The 17,885-nt window shown below is 64.2% G+C and carries 14 protein-coding genes; 11 read left to right on the top strand and 3 right to left on the bottom strand.

Annotated elements, in window-relative coordinates:
* The first annotated feature begins 47 nt into the window (after positions 1 to 47).
* The 4 genes from AC3FLX_RS08475 (at position 48) to AC3FLX_RS08460 (ending at position 5,243) form a co-directional block, all read left to right on the top strand.
* A complete protein-coding gene (locus AC3FLX_RS08475; protein WP_488695545.1) occupies positions 48 to 1,709 on the top strand; it encodes a cyclic peptide export ABC transporter in 1,662 nt (553 codons plus the stop codon).
* Positions 1,710 to 1,729: 20 nt separating this feature from the next.
* Positions 1,730 to 2,728 carry an alpha/beta hydrolase gene (locus AC3FLX_RS08470; protein ID WP_488695544.1) on the top strand — a complete coding sequence of 333 codons (999 nt, stop codon included), beginning with the start codon at positions 1,730 to 1,732 and terminating at the stop codon, positions 2,726 to 2,728.
* A gap of 25 nt (positions 2,729 to 2,753) precedes the next feature.
* Positions 2,754 to 3,800 (top strand): GNAT family N-acetyltransferase, encoded by a 1,047-nt coding sequence (locus AC3FLX_RS08465; RefSeq protein ID WP_488695542.1) that lies wholly within the window; start codon positions 2,754 to 2,756, stop codon positions 3,798 to 3,800.
* Between the two features lie 69 nt (positions 3,801 to 3,869).
* Entirely contained in the window at positions 3,870 to 5,243 is a 1,374-nt protein-coding gene (locus tag AC3FLX_RS08460) for a lysine N(6)-hydroxylase/L-ornithine N(5)-oxygenase family protein (RefSeq protein ID WP_488695540.1), read from the top strand.
* On the opposite strand, the gene AC3FLX_RS08455 is transcribed toward AC3FLX_RS08460, so the two are convergent.
* Entirely contained in the window at positions 5,207 to 5,971 is a 765-nt protein-coding gene (locus AC3FLX_RS08455) for a 4'-phosphopantetheinyl transferase family protein (RefSeq protein WP_488695539.1), read from the bottom strand. The two genes, AC3FLX_RS08460 and AC3FLX_RS08455, sit on opposite strands and share 37 nt — an antisense overlap.
* Before the next feature lie 228 nt (positions 5,972 to 6,199).
* Here AC3FLX_RS08455 and AC3FLX_RS08450 point away from each other — a divergent pair, with 228 nt between their 5' ends.
* On the top strand, positions 6,200 to 6,751 hold the full coding sequence (locus AC3FLX_RS08450) for an RNA polymerase factor sigma-70 (RefSeq protein ID WP_488695537.1): 552 nt from the start codon (positions 6,200 to 6,202) through the stop codon (positions 6,749 to 6,751).
* A 124-nt stretch (positions 6,752 to 6,875) separates the two neighbouring features.
* Complete coding sequence (locus tag AC3FLX_RS08445) at positions 6,876 to 7,142, top strand: DUF1653 domain-containing protein (RefSeq protein ID WP_488695629.1); 267 nt, start codon at positions 6,876 to 6,878, stop codon at positions 7,140 to 7,142.
* Between the two features lie 14 nt (positions 7,143 to 7,156).
* Here the strand turns inward: AC3FLX_RS08445 and AC3FLX_RS08440 are convergent, their stop codons facing one another.
* Positions 7,157 to 8,710, bottom strand: coding sequence for a methyl-accepting chemotaxis protein (locus tag AC3FLX_RS08440; RefSeq protein ID WP_488695536.1), 1,554 nt, complete (start codon positions 8,708 to 8,710; stop codon positions 7,157 to 7,159).
* Positions 8,711 to 8,875: 165 nt separating this feature from the next.
* On the opposite strand from AC3FLX_RS08440, the gene AC3FLX_RS08435 reads away from it, so the two are divergent.
* Positions 8,876 to 9,463, top strand: a complete 588-nt coding sequence (locus AC3FLX_RS08435) for a TetR/AcrR family transcriptional regulator (RefSeq protein WP_488695534.1) — start codon at positions 8,876 to 8,878, stop codon at positions 9,461 to 9,463.
* Positions 9,460 to 11,439 (top strand): squalene--hopene cyclase, encoded by a 1,980-nt coding sequence (shc, locus tag AC3FLX_RS08430; RefSeq protein WP_488695532.1) that lies wholly within the window; start codon positions 9,460 to 9,462, stop codon positions 11,437 to 11,439. The genes AC3FLX_RS08435 and shc overlap by 4 nt, the downstream gene beginning before the upstream one ends.
* Before the next feature lie 88 nt (positions 11,440 to 11,527).
* Here the strand turns inward: shc and oxlT are convergent, their stop codons facing one another.
* Complete coding sequence (gene oxlT, locus AC3FLX_RS08425; RefSeq protein ID WP_488695530.1) at positions 11,528 to 12,850, bottom strand: oxalate/formate MFS antiporter; 1,323 nt, start codon at positions 12,848 to 12,850, stop codon at positions 11,528 to 11,530.
* A 910-nt stretch (positions 12,851 to 13,760) separates the two neighbouring features.
* Here oxlT and AC3FLX_RS08420 point away from each other — a divergent pair.
* From AC3FLX_RS08420 to AC3FLX_RS08410, 3 genes are all read left to right on the top strand, one after another.
* Positions 13,761 to 14,282: a sigma-70 family RNA polymerase sigma factor gene (locus AC3FLX_RS08420; RefSeq protein WP_488695528.1), complete on the top strand. Its 522-nt coding sequence runs from the start codon at positions 13,761 to 13,763 to the stop codon at positions 14,280 to 14,282.
* A gap of 3 nt (positions 14,283 to 14,285) precedes the next feature.
* On the top strand, positions 14,286 to 15,314 hold the full coding sequence (locus AC3FLX_RS08415; RefSeq protein WP_488695526.1) for a FecR domain-containing protein: 1,029 nt from the start codon (positions 14,286 to 14,288) through the stop codon (positions 15,312 to 15,314).
* A gap of 117 nt (positions 15,315 to 15,431) precedes the next feature.
* Complete coding sequence (locus AC3FLX_RS08410; RefSeq protein ID WP_488695524.1) at positions 15,432 to 17,870, top strand: TonB-dependent siderophore receptor; 2,439 nt, start codon at positions 15,432 to 15,434, stop codon at positions 17,868 to 17,870.
* Positions 17,871 to 17,885 lie beyond the last annotated feature (15 nt).

The following is a 17,885-nucleotide window of genomic DNA, read 5'->3' as shown; positions in this document are numbered from 1 at the left end:
GGCCGCCGCACGTCTTCCAGACAGTGTCGATCCCAAATTCCTTCCGCATGTCGCTTATCGCTTCCCTGCCGCGCAAGCTGCGGCTGACCATCGTCCTGGCCGCGGCGGCCAGTCTTGCAGCAGGCCTGTGCGCCGTCAGCATGGTTGCGCTGATCAATCGCGTGCTCGCCACGCAAGGCGCGGACGCGCCACAACTCGCACTGCCGTTCGCGGCGCTGGCCATTGCGGTGCTCGCTTGCCGCACGCTGGCTTCCACACTGTTCGTGCGCGTGAGCCAGAGCGCACTGGCGCGCATTCGCGCACAGATCTGCGAGCGCTTTATCGGTGCGCCCTACCCGCATATCGAACAGACTGGCAATGCACGCGTGCAGGCCGCGCTTGCCGACGACAGCCAGCATGTGGCGAATGGCCTGTCTGTGATTCCCGTGGTGCTGACCAACAGCGTGGTGGTGCTTGGCTGCCTGGGCTATCTGGCCTGGCTGTCGCTGCCGACGTTCGGCATAGCCTGCGCGATCCTTGCGATCGGTTCGTGGGTGTATCACCTCAATCATCGTCGCGCGCTCGTGCACCTGAAGCAGGCCGGCGCGGCGCAGGACGCCCTGCATGGCCAGTTCAAGGCGCTGGTCTCCGGTGCGCGCGAGCTGAAGCTCAATCATGACAAGCAGCGCAGCTTCCTGCACGACAGCCTCGGCGTGACACTCGAAGCCGTACGCACGGCGCGGACGCGCGGATTGTCGATCTTCTTCGTCGCGCTCGGCTTCGGCAGCTTTCTGTTCTTTGCAGTGATCGGCGGTGTGCTGTTCACCCCGCGAGCAACGCCGCTCGATCCGGCAGTCATGACCGGCTTCACGATCATGTTCCTGTACATCATGTCTCCGCTGGAGTCGCTGCTCAATGCATTGCCCGCGCTGAGCATGGGGCGCGTCGCCTATGCGCGCATCGAAGCGCTCGGCGCCGATGCCGAACCGGAGGCGCCGCCACGTGGCCAGGCGGCCGCGCCATTCGCATCGGTCGCGCTCGACGGCGCCAGCCACCGCTATTTCCACGAGGCCGAGAACAGCTTCTTTGCGCTCGGTCCGGTCGATCTGACGCTACGCGCCGGCGAAATCGTATTCCTGGTGGGTGGCAACGGCAGCGGCAAGACCACGCTGGCCAAGCTGATCGCGGGCCTGTATCCGCCGCTGTCCGGTCATCTGCGCCACAACGGGCAGGCAGCCGATGCGACGCAACTGGCCGACTACCGTGGGCTGTTCTCGGCCGTGTTCTCGGACTTCCACCTGTTCGACACGCTGCTGGCCCATGACCCGCAGGACGAAGCACTAGCCAATCGCCTGATACAGCGCTTTCAGCTTGGCCACAAAGTCAGCGTGCGCGACGGGCGGTTCACCACGCAGGCGTTGTCGCAAGGCCAGCGCAAACGCCTGGCACTGATCGTTGCCTGCCTGGAGCGGCGGCCGGTGCTGATTCTCGACGAGTGGGCCGCCGATCAGGACCCGCTGTTCAAGGACATCTTCTATCGGGAAGTACTGCCCGAACTGCGTGCGCAGGGTAAGGCCGTTCTCGTGATCTCGCATGACGACCGCTATTTCGATCTGGCAGACCGCATGGTCAAGATCGAGAACGGCCAGATCGTTGCCGATACCGCAACCGATACCGCAACCGCATCCCAGGCCGCCGCGGAGCCGCTGGCCGTGGCCTCGGCCGCCTGACGTCATCCACGATATTGCCCATGCCCCTGCACCCAGACCTCGAAGCACTGCTCGACATGGTGGAAATCGCCACCGCCACGGGCAAGCGCCCGGTGATCCACCAGTTGACGCCGGCACAGGCGCGGCGCGAATTCGACGAGGCGTCCGTTGCGCTGGACCTTCCGTCCGAACCGCTGGCCCGCGTCGAAACCCTGACCATCCCGACCCGCGACAGCCAGCGGATCGACGCGCGGCTCTATGCACCGCGCCAGCGTGGCGATGGTCCACCGCTACCGGTATTGCTGCATTTTCATAGCGGCGGCTTCACGGTTGGCAGCCTCGATTCCCATGCATCGCTTTGCAGCGCGATTGCGGCGCGCACACCTTGCGCCGTGGTATCGGTCGCGTACCGGCTCGCGCCCGAGCACAAGTTTCCGACCGCTGCCAATGACGCCGTCGACGCATTGGCCTGGCTTGGCGCGAACGCCGCCGCGCTGGGGCTCGATGCAGAGCGAATCGCCGTCGGCGGCGACAGCGCGGGCGGCACGCTCAGCGCAATGCTGGCGCTGGCCGCACGCGACGATCCCGCGCTGCCGCAGCCGTGCCTCCAGGTGCTGTGCTACGCGGGCCTGGGTGGCAGCACCGACTCCGAATCGCATCGGCGTTATGGAAATGGCCACCTGCTCGATACCGAAACGATCGAGTGGTTCTACAGCCAGTACCTGCGCGATGCGCGTGACCGCGAGGACTGGCGCTTTGCGCCACTGCGCGCGGCCAGTCACCGGGACGTGGCACCGGCGTGGATCGTGCTGGCCGAATGCGACCCGCTCCGCGACGAAGGCCATGCCTACGCACGCAAGCTCGCCGATGCCGGCGTGCCCGTGACCGTGCGCGAATACGCGGGCATGGTCCACGAATTCCTGCGCATGGGAAATATCGTGGCCGACGCCGCGCAGGCACATGAAGACCTTGCCGGCGCGCTGGCGCATGCCTTTGTAAATCCCGGCCGCCCTGCGTCGTCTCGACTGCATGCCGCCTGACAACCATTCCGCCTGAACCGAACCGATGCCGATCCCGACCTCTTTCTCACACATCGCCTACGCCGCGCAGCCGCTCTTGCGCTGCGAAAGCCGCTTCGATGGCAAACGTCTGACAGTCACGCAGCACGGCCGGCAGCTTGCACGGTTCGCGCTCGACGACAACGCGCTGCACCTGCTGGACTGCGACACCGACGCCAACGCGCTGGCACACGCAACGGTGGCTGCCCTGGATGCCGCCTTTGCGAACGGCGCGCCATTCAGCCTGCAGGTCAAGATCGAATCACGTGACGCCGCGCACCAGCTGGCCGGCCTGGGCGTATGCGTCGAAGACAAGACTGGCGCCAGCGTGGCACACGCAAGCCTGCTGTGGCAGCGCCCCGAGCTTTACATGGCGCCATCCGCCGGCCCCTATCCGCTGCACTATGCGATGACCGACGGCAAGCGTCATCCGCAGCGTCCGCCCAAGCCCGCCGGCGTGGTCTACGCCCGGTACATCCCGTGGCTCGACAAGACGCTGACGCTGCGCGCGGCCGAACTGGAGCGAGACCTGCCGCTGTTGGACCGATGGATGAACGATCCCGACGTGGCCTACTTCTGGAACGAGGAAGGCGACGAGGCAAAGCACCGCGCCTACCTGCAAGGGCTGATCGACGACCGTCACATGCTGCCGCTGATTGCCGCGTTCGACGATACGCCGTTCGGCTACTTCGAGGTCTACTGGGCCAAGGAGAACCGGATCGCCCCGTTCTACGACGCACTGGACCACGACCGGGGCTGGCACGTGTTGATCGGCGAACCGGCGTTTCGCGGCAAGGCGTTCCTGACCGCGTGGTTCCCGTCCATCCAGCATTACCAGCTCCTGGACGATCCGCGCACGCAGCGCATCGTGGGCGAACCGCGCGCGGACCACCTGCGCCAGATCGCCAACCTGGATAAGGCAGGGTTCTCGAAAATCAAGGAATTCGACTTCCCGCACAAGCGCGCCATGCTGGTGATGCTGCTGCGCGAGCGGTTCTTTGGAGAACACCTGCTGATGCCGGCGCCGACCGCGCCGGAAGCTACGCGCCCCTGATTCATCTGCCCCGGTGGGACGCCCGAGCGCCCCACCCTTTCCTCCCGATTTGAGCCAAGGACCGAACCCATGACGCTTCGCGACATTCCTCCCGCCGTCCACGACCTGATTGGCATCGGCTTTGGGCCGTCCAACCTGGCCCTGGCCATTGCATTGCAGGAGCAGAACGCAGCCGGCAGGCCGCTGGACGCCCACTTTCTGGAAAAGCAGCTGCACTACCAGTGGCACGGCAATACGCTGGTATCCCAAAGCGAGATGCAGATCTCGTTTCTGAAGGACCTTGTGTCGATGCGCAACCCGACCAGTCCGTACAGCTTTGTCAACTATCTGCACCGCCACGGTCGTCTGGTCGATTTCATCAACCTGCGCACGTTCTATCCCAGCCGCATGGAGTACAACGACTACCTGCGCTGGGCCGCCAGCCACTTTGCCGGACAGTGCAGCGCGGGCGAGGATGTGCAGCGCATCGAGCCGGAGCCGCCGCGCGGCCACGATGGCCGGATCAACCGCGTGCGCGTGGTTTCGGTGGACAGCCAGGGCCGCGAGCGCGTGCGCACGGCTCGCGCGGTGGTGCTGTCGACGGGCGGCACGCCACGCATTCCCGAAGCATTTGCCAGCCTGCGTGGCGATGCCCGGGTCACGCATCACAGCGGCTATCTGAACTGGGTCCTTCAACAGCCGTGCGCGAGCGGCAAGCCGATGCGCATCGCCGTGGTTGGCGCGGGCCAGAGCGCCGCCGAAGCATTCATCGACCTGCACGACAACCACCCGTCGGCCAAGGTGGACTGGCTGGTGCGCGGCGCGGCGCTGAAACCCGCCGACGACAGTCCGTTCGTCAACGAAATCTTTGCGCCGGCCTATACGGACGTGGTGTTCGAGCAGACCCAGGCCGGCCGTAACCGCCTGATCGACGAATACCTGAACACGAACTACTCGGTCATCGATGCGGACCTGATCGAACGCATCTACGGCATGTTGTATCGCCAGAAGGTCAGCGGCCAGTTCCGCGTCAACCTGCTGACATGCAAGGCGGTCAAAGCCGCGCACGCCGGCACGCATGGCGTGGAGCTGACCGTCGCCACCACCGCGCCAAGCACGGCCACCACCGCCGATACCGAGACGCGCCGTTACGATGCCGTGGTGCTGGCCACGGGCTACGAGCGCGAAAGCCATCGGCGCCTGCTGGAACCGTTGAGCCGCTACCTGGGCGATCTTTCGGTGGATCGCAACTATCGTGTGCAGACCGCATCGGAGCTGGCCGTGCCGGTGTACCTGCAGGGGTTCTGCCAGAGCAGCCACGGGCTCAGCGATACGCTGTTGTCGGTATTGCCGGTTCGCGCCGAGGAAATCGCGGGCGATATCCACGATGCGCTGAACGCCGCGCAAGGCTGGACGGCGCAGCCGCTTCAGGCCGGCGGTAGCCAGGCCATCGCGGCGGCATAACCGTCGGGCGCGGCAAGCGCATATAGCCGGGTCCGCGCCAGCGCCGCCGCGTGCGCGGCGGGCAGGCCGGACTCGGGCACCGCGGCGTGGCGCGCGTCGCCGGCCGCCCGGATGATCACGGAGACATGCTGCAGGTGATCGGCGATCCCGATGCCGAGCGCCTTCAGCAACGCCTCCTTGGCCGTCCATAGCGTGAAGAACGCGCGCGGCCATGCGTCGGCCGGCTGCGCTTCCAGCCACGCGCACTCGCGCGCCGTCAGGCAGTGCGCGGCCATGTCGCGCAGCGCGGCCTGCGTCAGCGTTGCATCGATCCTCTCGATATCCACGCCCACTTCCGCGCTTCCTTCCACGCCCACCTTCGCGTCACGATCCGCGATGGCGATCCACGCATAGTCTCCCGCATGCGACACGTTGAACGCCGGCGCGCCAGCCATCGCCAACGCCGGTTTGCCATGAGCGCCGGACACCAGGCATAGCGACGCCGGCTCGCATTGCAGCCGTCGCGCCAAAAGGCAACGCAAAGCCGTGCGCGTAGCGGCGTACCGCCGCTGGTCCCGCGGGTGGCGCAGCGCGGCGTGGCGCGCCCGCTCCTCCGGACTCAGGCAGGCAGCCGCCATCTCCCCGATTTCAGCGAGGTCTTTCAGATCGAGTTGCCAAAGCGCCACGGTCGGCAGGGGGCTGGGCAATCGTGTCAGCGGCCACTCGGCCGCAAGGATTCGCGCGTCCATCCAATACGTGACGAATGAGCGTTCCAGGAAATTAATCCTGCCGAAGGCTCCGCATCCGCCGCCTAGACGAAGCAGAAATCGTGAAATTTAATTGCTTCCATATGCTGGAATCGTGACAACTATTTCTCTTGAAGTAACATCAGGGTTACATTTTAGTTAATTGACTATCATTCTCATTATTATTAACTTACCTGCTCCGCACTGCATCAGCCCCAAGGAGCCGCCCCCGTGATTCCCGCAACCGAAGTTCGAAAACGCCCCGCCGCGCCCGTGGGCGCCGATACGCTATTGGGGTTGTTCATGGAAAACCGGCGCGCGCTGGTAGGCGCCGCAGCTAGGATCGTGGGGTCCCGCGATATGGCCGAAGACGTGGTGCAGGACGCGTTCCTGCGGCTGCGCGACATGACTGACGACGGCGCCATCCGCTGCCGTCTGAGCTATCTGTTCCAGGTGGTCCGGAACCTGGCCATCGACACCTACCGGCGCCAGGCGCTGGAGCAGAAATGGATGGCTGCCGAGGACGAAGGCATGAACGCGCCCTCGCCCACCACATCGCCCGACATGATCATCATCGGCCGCCAGGCACTCTGTGCGCTGGCTGGCGCGCTCGCGGAGCTGCCCGAGCGCACGCAACGCGCATTCGAGATGTGCCGCGTGCAAGGGATGGCGCAGAAAGACATCGCATCGCAACTCGGCGTATCACCGACGCTGGTGAACTTCATGGTGCGCGATGCCTGCATCCATTGCCGCGCGCGGCTGACGCGCCAGCAGGCGATCTGAGTGGCCGCGCCAGGGACCGAGGACTGCGGTCGACGGTAGAATGCGGGCCCGTCTGCGAGACGCAGACCGAACCGGAATACCCATGCAGAACTCGGACATCGACGCCATCACCCAGGCCTTTGCGCTGGTCAGCGAATTTGGCGAAGGCAAGAACCCGCGCTACCAGGTAGCCAGCGAGGCCGAAGCGCTGAAGCTGGCCACGCATCGCCACTACAAGGGCGGTCTGTATCGGCGCGTCTTTGAGGCCACGCACACCGAGAATGGCGAAGTGCTGACGGTCTACGTCCATATCTGGCCGCACAACACGTCGCCGTGGGCACGCCCGGCCGAGATGTTCCACGGACGCCTGGAAGACGAGCGGCTGCGCTTTGCGCCGCTCGACCCGGCCTGAGGCTTCCTGCCGAATCAGGCCATTGCGGGCACCTGGAAGGACGATACCGACGCGCGCAGCACATCGGCCTGTTCCTCCAGCGCCTTGGCCGCCGCCGCGGCTTCTTCCACCAGCGCGGCGTTCTGCTGGGTCATCTGGTCCATCTGCGTGACGGCCTTGCCAACCTGGTCGATGCCGGCGCTCTGCTCGCGCGACGCCGTGCTGATCTCGCCCATGATCGACGTGACGCGGCCCACGGCCTGAACGAGGTCGTGCATCGTGGTACCGGCCTTGTCCACCTGCTCGGTGCCGGCCTCCACCTGATTCACGGTGTCGTTGATCAATTGCACGATTTCCTTGGCGGCCGATGCCGAGCGCTGCGCCAGTTCGCGCACTTCGCCAGCCACCACGGCAAAGCCACGGCCCTGCTCGCCCGCGCGAGCCGCCTCGACGGCGGCGTTCAGGGCCAGGATGTTGGTCTGGAAAGCGATGCCTTCGATCACCGCCGTGATTTCGCCGATCTTGCGCGAAGCCTGCTGGATGCCGCTCATCGTGGACACCACATTGCGCATGTCCTCGCCACCGCGTGACGCGGTGTCCGACGCGGCCGCGGCAAGCAGATTGGCCTGGTGGGCGTTCTCGGCGTTCTGGCGCACGATGGCTGTCAGTTGCTCCATGCTGGCGGCGGTTTCTTCCAGCGCGTTGGCCTGCTGCTCGGTACGTTGCGACAGGTCCAGGTTGCCGGCCGCGATCTGGCGCGTGGCCGTAGCGATGGCATCGCTGCCGCCGCGCATCGTGTGAATCGCGTCGACCAGGCCCGATTGCATCTGCTGCAGCCCTTGCGTCAGGTCGCCCATCTCGTCATGGCTGGTCACGCGGATGCGTTCCGTCAGGTCACCGTGCGAAATCCGCCCGAAGCTTTCCAGCATGCGGACCAGCGGCTCGGAGATGGCGCGGCGCAAACCGATAGCGCAGGCCACCGCGCCGACGATGCCAACGCCGACGGCGCCAATCACCATCCAGAGAAAGCGCTGCGAACGCGCCGTGGCGTTTTCGTACATGGCCTGGGCCTGATCGCTCTGATTACGCTCCAGCGCGTTCACGGCGGCGGTCAGCTCCACGAATATCGGCGGAATCCTGGCCATCACCTGCTGGTCGACGGCCGCGGCATCCTGCGCGCGCAACGCCGCCACCAGCGGTTCCACGCCTTCCTTGAAGAACCTGGCGCGCAGCGCTTCCACTTTGTCCGACAGCGCCTTCTCCTCCGCGGACTTGGCCAGCGCCTGGTAGGCACCCCACGCCTTCTCCGACTTTTCCCGATACGCGGCGGCCTTATCGATCGTCGCCGGCACATCGGCGGCATCGGGATGGAACACGGCACGATCCAGCGTGGTACGCACCACCGCTGCATTGAGCTGCGAGGCCGCGACAAACCTGGTCGACGCCAGTTGGTTCGTATAGATCTCCTGGATGTCGGCAATGGATGCACGCATCCCGAACACACCGATCACACCGATCAGGGTCAGCAGAGCGGCCAGGACGGCCAGGGCCGCGTTGAGGCGGAATCGAATCGAGAGTTTGCTTGGCATGGCTGGAGGAACCGGTAGTCGATGCTGCAGCGCACTAACGGTTACCAAAACGGCTGACTGAAGTGTTTGCACTGCATGTAGACATATGTAGACATTGGCGGCCGCGCAAAAGCGGCGCGGAGACGACATTGCAAACAATCCGTCCGGATGGTATCTTCCGGCGCCATGAGTGAAGCCCATCGCCGCCCCAAACAGCCGCAGCTGATACGCGACCGCCTGATTGCCGCAACCATCGACCTGCTGGTCGAGGAAGGCATTGGCGCGGTGACACTCAATGCCGTGGCAGCCCGCGCCGGTGTATCGAAAGGCGGACTGCAGCACCACTTTTCAAGCAAGCAGGAATTGCTGGAGGCGCTGTCAAGCGAGGTGCTTGGCCATTTCAAGCGCCAGGTGGACACGGTGGCCGCGTCCGATACCGAACCGCACGGCCGCAATACGCGCGCCTATCTGCGGGCCTCGGCCGACGGCTTTGTCGAAGCAGGCCAACGCGAACTCTGGAAGGCAGCGATGATGCTGGTCATGGCCCGCCCGGAATTCCGCATGCCTTATCAGGAATGGGAAGCGGCGTCGCTACAGCATGACGCCGCGCAGTGCGACGATACGGCGCGGCTCCTGCTGTGCCGCCTGGCCGCCGATGGCCTCTGGCTGGCCGACCTGCTCGGCCATCGCACGATAGATCCCGCCCAACGCGCGGCGCTGGTCCGCCAGCTCGAACAACTGACCCAGCCGCGCCCGGAAACAGAACAAGCATGACCTCACAAGACATTTCGGCATCGGATATCGATGCCGCGCTGGTACGTGCGCGCGACGCACTGCTGGACCTGCAACACGCCGACGGACACTGGTGCTTCGAACTCGAATCCGACGCCACGATCACCGCCGAATACATCCTCATGATGCATTTCGTCGATGAGATCGACACCGGACTCCAGGCCCGCATGGCGAAGTACCTGCGCGCGCTGCAACGGCGTGACCGGCATGGCGGATGGGACCTCTACTACGGCGGCGCGCTCGATATCTCGTGCAGCGTCAAGGCGTACTTTGCGTTGAAGGCCGCTGGCGATTCGCCCGACGCGCCCCACATGGTGCAGGCGCGGGACGCGATTCTGCAGCACGGCGGCGCCGCGAAATCGAACGTCTTCACGCGCATCCTGCTGGCAACATTCGGCGAGGTGCCCTGGCGCGCCACGCCGTTCATGCCGGTGGAGTTCATGCTGTTTCCGCGCTGGGCGCCGATCCACATGGACAAGGTAGCCTATTGGGCCCGCACGACAATGGTGCCGCTGCTGGTGCTGTGCTCGATGCGTGCCCGGGCGAAGAACCCGCTCGGCATCCATGTGCAGGAACTGTTCGTGACGGCACCTGAGCTGGAAACCGAGTACTTCCCGCGCAAGCGTGGCTTGCAGGGGCTGTTCCTGAAACTCGACCGTGTCGTGCGCCACGCCGAACCGCTGATTCCGCGCGCGCTGCGCCGCAAGGCAATCCAGCGCGCCGTGCAGTGGAGCGAGGAACGGATGAACGGCGAGGACGGCTTTGGCGGCATCTTCCCGCCGATGGTCTATGCCTACGAGATGATGGTGCTAATGGGCTACGCCAAGGACCATCCGATGCGCCGCGATTGCATGGATGCGCTGAAGAAGCTGATCGTGCATCGGGACGATGGCATTTCGTATTGCCAGCCTTGCCTGTCGCCGGTCTGGGACACGGCATGGAGCCTGATGGCGCTGGAACAGGCACCGGCCAGCGAGCGGTCGTCGGCCGCCATCGCGCGCGCCTATGACTGGCTCACCGAGCGCCAGGTGCTCGACCTGACCGGCGACTGGGAGCACAACGCGGCGCCGGCAACCAAGCCGGGCGGCTGGGCGTTCCAGTACGCCAATCCGTACTACCCGGATGTCGACGATACGGCCGTGGTGCTTGCCATGCTGCATGCGCACGGCAAGCGCACGGGACAGGCTGCTCGGTTCAAGCCTCACGTCGACCGCGCGCTCGACTGGTCGATCGGCCTGCAATCGAAGAACGGCGGCTTTGGCGCTTTCGACGCCAATTGCGACCGCCAGTACCTGAACGCCATTCCGTTCGCGGATCACGGCGCCCTGCTCGACCCGCCTACCGAGGATGTGTCGGGCCGCGTGCTGCTGGCGATGGGTGTCACGAACCGTCCGCAGGACGCCTCGTCGCGCGAGCGCTGCATCAGCTATCTGCGCGAGACCCAGCAAGCCGATGGCAGTTGGTGGGGCCGCTGGGGCACCAACTACATCTACGGCACATGGAGCGTGCTGGCCGGCCTGGCGCTGGCGGGCGTCGACCGCGGCGTGCCGATGGTGCGCAATGCCGTGGGCTGGCTGCGCGGCAAGCAGAATGCCGACGGCGGCTGGGGCGAAACGAACGACAGCTATCTGCATCCCGAGCTGGCCGGCACCCATGCCGCCGGCAGCACGTCTGAGCATACGGCCTGGGCGCTGTTGGGACAGCTGGCATTGGGCGAACACGAATCCGAATCGGTGAAGCGCGGCGTGGCCTATCTGGTTGACGCGCAGGGCGACGATGGATTCTGGAGCCATCCTTTCCACAACGCGCCCGGCTTTCCGCGCATCTTCCACCTGAAGTACCACGGGTACACCGCGTACTTTCCGCTGTGGGCACTGGGGCGATACCGGCGGCTGACGCAGACACGCCGTGCCGCCGAAACCCGCCAGGCCGCCGTCGCGGAGCGCGAACTGGCCTGAGCTGAGTGCAATGAAAACGGGGCGTTTGAGCGCCCCGTGCCGTGCCATCAGGAATCGGCCCTTGCTCCGGGCGTCTCCTATGCCTGCATCAGGCTGGCACCTGAGTCGTGCCGCTGCCCTGCTCGTCGGCAATCCTTCGTTTGGCCGCCGCCACGTGATTGGTGAACACGGGCCTTAGTACCGTGAGCGCCAGGAACGCGGCCATCAGGTCCATCGTGGCCACGGTATAGAGCACGGTGGACCACGTGCCAGTGGCTTCCATCATCAGGTTGCCGATTGGCACGAACAGCGCGCCGATGCCCTTGGCCGTGTACAGCACGCCGTAGATCTTGCCGATGTGCTTGGTGCCGAATGCATCGCCGGCCAGGGCCGAGAACAGTGAGTAGACCTCGCCCCATGCCAGGAAAACCACGCCCGACAGGATCAGGAACGCATATGGGTTGCTTCCGAAGTAGCCCAGCGCGATGATCCCGATGCCTTCGAGCGAGAAGGCAATCACCATCGTTTTCTCTCGCCCGATATTGTCGGAGATCCAGCCGAACAGCGGACGCGAGATACCGTTCATGACGCGGTCCAGCATCAGGGCCAGCGGCAGCGCGGCCATCGTGAAGAAGTACAGGTCGACCTTGAACTCCTTCACGCCGAGGTCCTTGGCGATGACACCCAGTTGCGCCACGGCCATCATGCCGCCCGTGACCACCAGCACGAACATCACCAGCATCAGCCAGAACAGCTTGGTCGCCAGGGCCTCGCGCAGCGTGTAGTCGCGCGTGGATTGGTAGATCTTGCTCGACGCCTTCACTTCGTTGGCCTTCGGCGCACACAGGAACCAGGCAGCCAGGAACGCCAGCGACCCTTGCAGGATGCCGAAGAACATGAACGTGTGCTGGAAGCCCTGCGACTCGATCATCGCGGCGATCGGCAGGATGGTCGCTGCCGAGCCGGCGCCGTAGCCCCCTGCCGTCAGGCCCACTGCCAGGCCGCGGCGATCGGGGAACCACTTGATCGCGTTGTTGATACAGGTGGCGTAGATCGATCCGACACCCAGCCCGCCAACGGCCGCGCCCACGTAGAAGCCCATCAGCGTGGTGGCCTGCGAATTGATCACCCACGCAAAGCCGATGAAAAGCGCACCAAACGCCACCATCAGCCGTGGCCCGAATTTATCGATGAAATAGCCTTCGATAGGTGCCAGCCAAGTCTGGACCAGCACGAAGATCGTAAAGGCTATCTGGATATTTGCGCGCGACCAGCCAAAGGTGTCCTGGATTTCCGGCACAAACAGGGTCCAGGCGTATTGGATATTGGCCGTCGCCACCATACAGACGACGCCAACCATTAGCTGGAACCAGCGTTTTCTTTCGGAAAAATCTGAATTGGGGCGCATAGCCCCTGTCGGTGCATGAGTCATTGCGCGCTCCCGTTTATCGAATGGTCTGTATTTCGTGGAGATGCGGTTCGATACACGGGCACCGTGCGCTCGAACCCTAATGTGGTCGCATGCATTTGCGTGTCTCCTGTGTCGTCGTTCTAGTTGTTCTGGTCTTCTTGAGCTTGTGAAACCCATGCGCAGGACCGCCATTGCTCAAACCACGAGTAGGTACCGAATGCGCGCCGAAACCCTTTTGCAGCCTTGGTTTCCAGGCAGTTTCTCAACTGGCTATTCGTTCTTCATCTTAAATCCCCTCCATTTTAAAAATCGCCGAATGAATTACAGATTTGTAATGTTCGGCGTAATGTTTGCGTAATCGAGAGACGCGATGGTTACAAGGTATGTGATATACCAGGTTAGTCAAGATAAAGAACGGGCAGGGTTTTCACCATGCCGGAAAACTCAATTCATTACCGGGAAAAATCAACAGCGACGCATTCACAATAAAATGGAATGCATCGATTATAAAAGGGCAAAAAAAAGCCCGCAGGCTAGCACAGGCGGGCGGAGGCGTGATGCGTGACACCAGTTCGCAACACGTAGCCATATTTATAGGTGAAGTTTTGCGCGCTAAATGTAATTCAAGGGTTTTCTCTTATTTTGAACATTACATTTCTGTCAGAAATGGAGTGCGACTTTTAATATCCCCAATAACCGCTTCATTACGGAAGGCGTGTCAATCGGCATGGATAGGTCGTCACATCTCTCATGTCGCCAATGTCTGTGTTGCATCCACAACGTATCGGCACGCATGCGCAGGCGCTGTTATTTGACAGCCACCTGTCCTTTCTGTTAATAGTAATGATTCTCATTTGTACGGATTGTTAAACTGCATGGCTAGCCGGTACCGCTCACGGGGCTGCGTGTAGTCACCGATGACGGCTAGATCATGAGTACGCCTGGCTCCCTTTTTCCCTCGACCATCGAGTCGCTCTATTGCGACCACCATTCGTGGCTCAAGAGCTGGCTGCACAGGCGGCTTGGCAGCGCCGAGCAGGCCGCTGACCTGGCCCACGACACGTTCGTGCGGCTGCTGAACAGCGAGCGCATACCGGCCACGCTGGACGAGCCTCGCGCGTATCTGACCACGGTCGCCCGGAACCTTGTGTCCAACCACTGGCGGCGCGAGCAGCTGGAGCGTGCCTATCTGGACGCGCTGGCCCATGCGCCGCGCGAAGTGGAACTCTCGCCGGAAGCGCGCGCGATCCTGCTGGAAACCCTGCTGGAACTCGACCTCCTGCTCGATGGCCTGCCGCCGATCGTGCGGCAGGCTTTCCTGCTGTCACAACTGGACGGTCAGACGCATGCCCAGGTGGCCGAGGCACTCGGCGTTTCCATTCCCACCGTCAAGCGGTACGTCGTCAAGGGTCTGCAGCAGTGCTACTTTGCCGACCTCTCGTTCGTGGGCTGACACGTGCCGACGTCTTCCTGGTACCGGGCGACGGCCGATGCCGCGACGATTCCCGCCCACGTCGCCGAACGCGCGCTCGAATGGCTGGTGGAGTTGCAGGCTGGCGATGCGCCGCCGCAAGTGCGGCAGGCGTGGGCGCATTGGCGCGCGGAGCATCCGGACCACGAGCGGGCGTGGCAACGTATCGAGTCCGTGCAAAGCTGGCTGCAGCCGCTGTCCGCGCCGGAGACGGCCGGCGTGGCACGCGCCGCGCTCAGTTCTCCCAAGCAGAAGCCCCGTCGCCATGCCATCAAGACGCTGGCCACGCTGGCCTTTGCCAGTGGGCTGACGTGGATGGCCCGCGAGCACACGCCGTGGCGCCAGTGGGCGGCGGATTACCGTACGGCCGTCGGTGAGCGGCGCATCGTGGCGTTGCCCGATGGCACCCAGCTGGCGCTGAACACCGACAGCGCCGCGGACATCCTGTTCAACGCCACGGAACGGCGCGTGAGACTGCTGGCCGGCGAAATCCTGATCACCACGGCAAAGGACCCGCACCCTTCGCGCCGGCCATTCCTGGTCGAAACCTTGCACGGCACCGCCCACGCGCTGGGCACCCGCTATGCGGTACGGCAGGCGGACGGCGATACCGAGGTCTGCGTCTTCCAGGGCGCCGTCGAAATCCGTCCGCGCCAGGCCGATAGCCATAGCCAGCCACGGGTGTTGCAGGCCGGAACCTGCGCGCGCTATACGGCGCGGGAAACTGGCACGCCCTTCCCTGCCGAGGCCGCCCGCATTGCCTGGGCCGATGGATTCATCGTGGCGCGCAGTATGCGGCTGGACGCATTCATTGGCGAGCTGCGGCGCTACAGCCGCGCCTCGCTGTCGTGCGATCCGGCCATCGCGGGCGTCAAGGTGTCCGGCTCATTCCCGCTCGACGACCCAGGCAAGGTCCTGCAGACGCTGAGCAGCACATTGAACCTGCAGAAGGAGACCGTCACGCGGCTCTGGGGCCAGGACGAGATACGCCTCGTGCCCGCGCGCCGCAACTGATGCAGCGCCGCATCCATCCCATCGCATGAAAAAGTTTGCTGGACCTGATCCGTTTCCGATTTTCGCGGGTCAAGGAGGGCAAGAACTTCATCTCTCCTCCATTCGAAAGGTCTGTACATGGGTCCGGTCCAGGCGCGCCAGCGTCAGTCAAATCCTGTTTTCCGCCGCAAGCTGCTGACATCGCTGGTCGGCCGCATCGCATTCGGCACCGTCATCGTCGCGCCGAGCCTGGCCGTGCCAGCAATGGCGCAAGCCCAGCCCGCGGCCGCACGCGCCTACAGCATCCCGGCCGGCTCGCTCGAAGACGCGCTGAGCCGCTTTGGCCGCGATGCCGGCATCATGTTGTCGTTCAAGCCCGAGATCACGACCGGCAAGCAGAGCAAGGGACTGAGCGGCACCTACACGCCGCGCGCCGGCCTGGATACCCTGCTGGCCAACACCGGCCTGGAAGTCGCGCAACAGTCGAATGGCAGCTATCTGATCAACGGCCCGCTCAGCAGCGGCCCGGATATTGGCACCACCACGCTGCTCGTGGTCACCGTGTCCGCCGCGGGCGCCCACGACCTGCCAGGCGCCTACGCCGGCGGCCAGGTGGCGCGTGGCGGTGGGCTCGGTGTGCTTGGCACGTCCGACGTGATGGACCAGCCGTTCAGCACCACCAACTACACCAGCGAGATGATCGACAACACGCAGGCCAGAACGCTGGCCGACGTGGTCATCAATGACGCATCGGTACGCACACTGACCTCGCGCGGGGGCTTTGGCGAGGACTTCCAGATTCGCGGCTACACGGTATCCAGCGGCGACGTTGGGCTGAACGGGTTGTACGGCATGGCCTCGTCCAGCCGCATGCCCACGGCGATCATGGAACGTGTGGAAGTTCTCAAAGGGCCAGGCACGCTGATGTACGGGATCGGCCCCAGCGGCAGCATCGGCGGCGCGATCAACGTGGTGACCAAGTGCGCCGGCGACGAGCCGCTGACGCGCCTGACCACCACATACGAAAGCAAATCGCTGTTCGGCGTGCAGGCCGACGTGGGACGCCGCTTCGGCGAAAACAAGGAATGGGGCGTGCGCGTCAACGGCGTGGTCCGTGGCGGCGATACCACCATCGACGACGGCCGCCAGAAACAGGGCGTGGGCGCGCTGGCACTGGACTACCGGGGCAAGAAGCTGCGCTGGTCGCTGGACACCTACACCCAGCACGAAGGTACCGACAATTTTCGTCCGCAGATCGGCTTTCAGGCCGGCGTGACGAAGATCCCCGACGCGCCGTCGGGCCATCGAAACTTCTACCCCGGCACCGAACTCGCGTTGCACGACACGGCCGTGATGTCACGACTGGAATACGACATCCTGCCGAACCTGACGGTGTACGCGGCCGGCGGCTATCGCGACGGCACGGCCTACCAGACGTTCCCGGGCGGCCCGGCCAACGCGCAGGGCAACTTCACCGCCACGAATTCATTCTACGATTCGTACAGCAAGACGTGGACGGCCGATGTGGGCGCGCGCGCGTCGTTCAACACGTTCGGCGTCGGCCATACGGTCACGGCCAGCTTCACGCGCCTGGAGCAGGAACTGGGCAACGCCTATGTGCCGTCGTCGGCGCCGGCCCAGGCATCGAACATCTACAATCCGGTGCCGCTGACACCGGTCGTGGGCAATCGCATCGACGCAAGCAAGGCATCGGACACCGCGCTTACCAGCTTCACGCTGACCGACACGCTGGCCATGTTCAACGACCGCCTGCTGCTGACCGGCGGCTTCCGCCACCAGCGCGTGGCGCTGGACAACTTCAGCACCACCACCGGCGCGATGACGTCGAACTACGACCAGAGCGCTGTCTCGCCGCTGGCCGGCATCGTGATCAAGCCCGTCAAGAACGTGTCGGTGTACGGCAATTTCACGTCGGGCCTGTCGCGCGGCGGCGTGGCACCCGCCACGGCCGCGAATGCGGGTCAGGTGTTCCCGCCATACAAGTCGAACCAGTATGAAGGCGGCGTCAAGGTCGACTGGGGCACGATATCGACTACCGTGTCGGCCTTCCAGATCGAGCGCCCGAGCGCCATCACCGATCCGGCCACCAACCTCTACAGCTTTGACGGCGAACAGCGTAACCGCGGTATCGAGTTGTCGGCCTATGGCGAAGTACTGCGCGGCCTGCGCCTGATGGCCAGCGCCACGTTCTACGACGCCAAGCTGACCAAGACGGCCGGCGGCGTGAACGACGGCAACAAGGCCAACGGCGTGCCGAACAATGCGTTCAACCTTGGCGCGGACTGGGATGTGCCCTGGGTGCCCGGCCTGAGCCTGAACGGACGGATCATCCATACCTCGTCGCTGTACTTCAACGCGACGAACACGCTGAGCATGCCAAGCTGGACCCGCTACGACATTGGCGCGCGCTACCGGACCAAAGTCATGGGCAAGTCGGTCGTCTTCCGAGCCAACGTCGAAAACCTGTTCAATTCGAACTACTGGCTCGTGAGCGGCACTTACGCTACTGTTGCGGCACCGCGCACGGTGTTCCTTTCCGCGCAATTCGATTTCTGAAGTCAACACGACGAG

This window comes from Cupriavidus sp. 291-E7 (genome assembly GCF_057798835.1).
The sequence above is the reverse complement of the archived record's forward strand: the minus strand, read 5'-3'. Positions and strand labels throughout refer to the sequence as shown.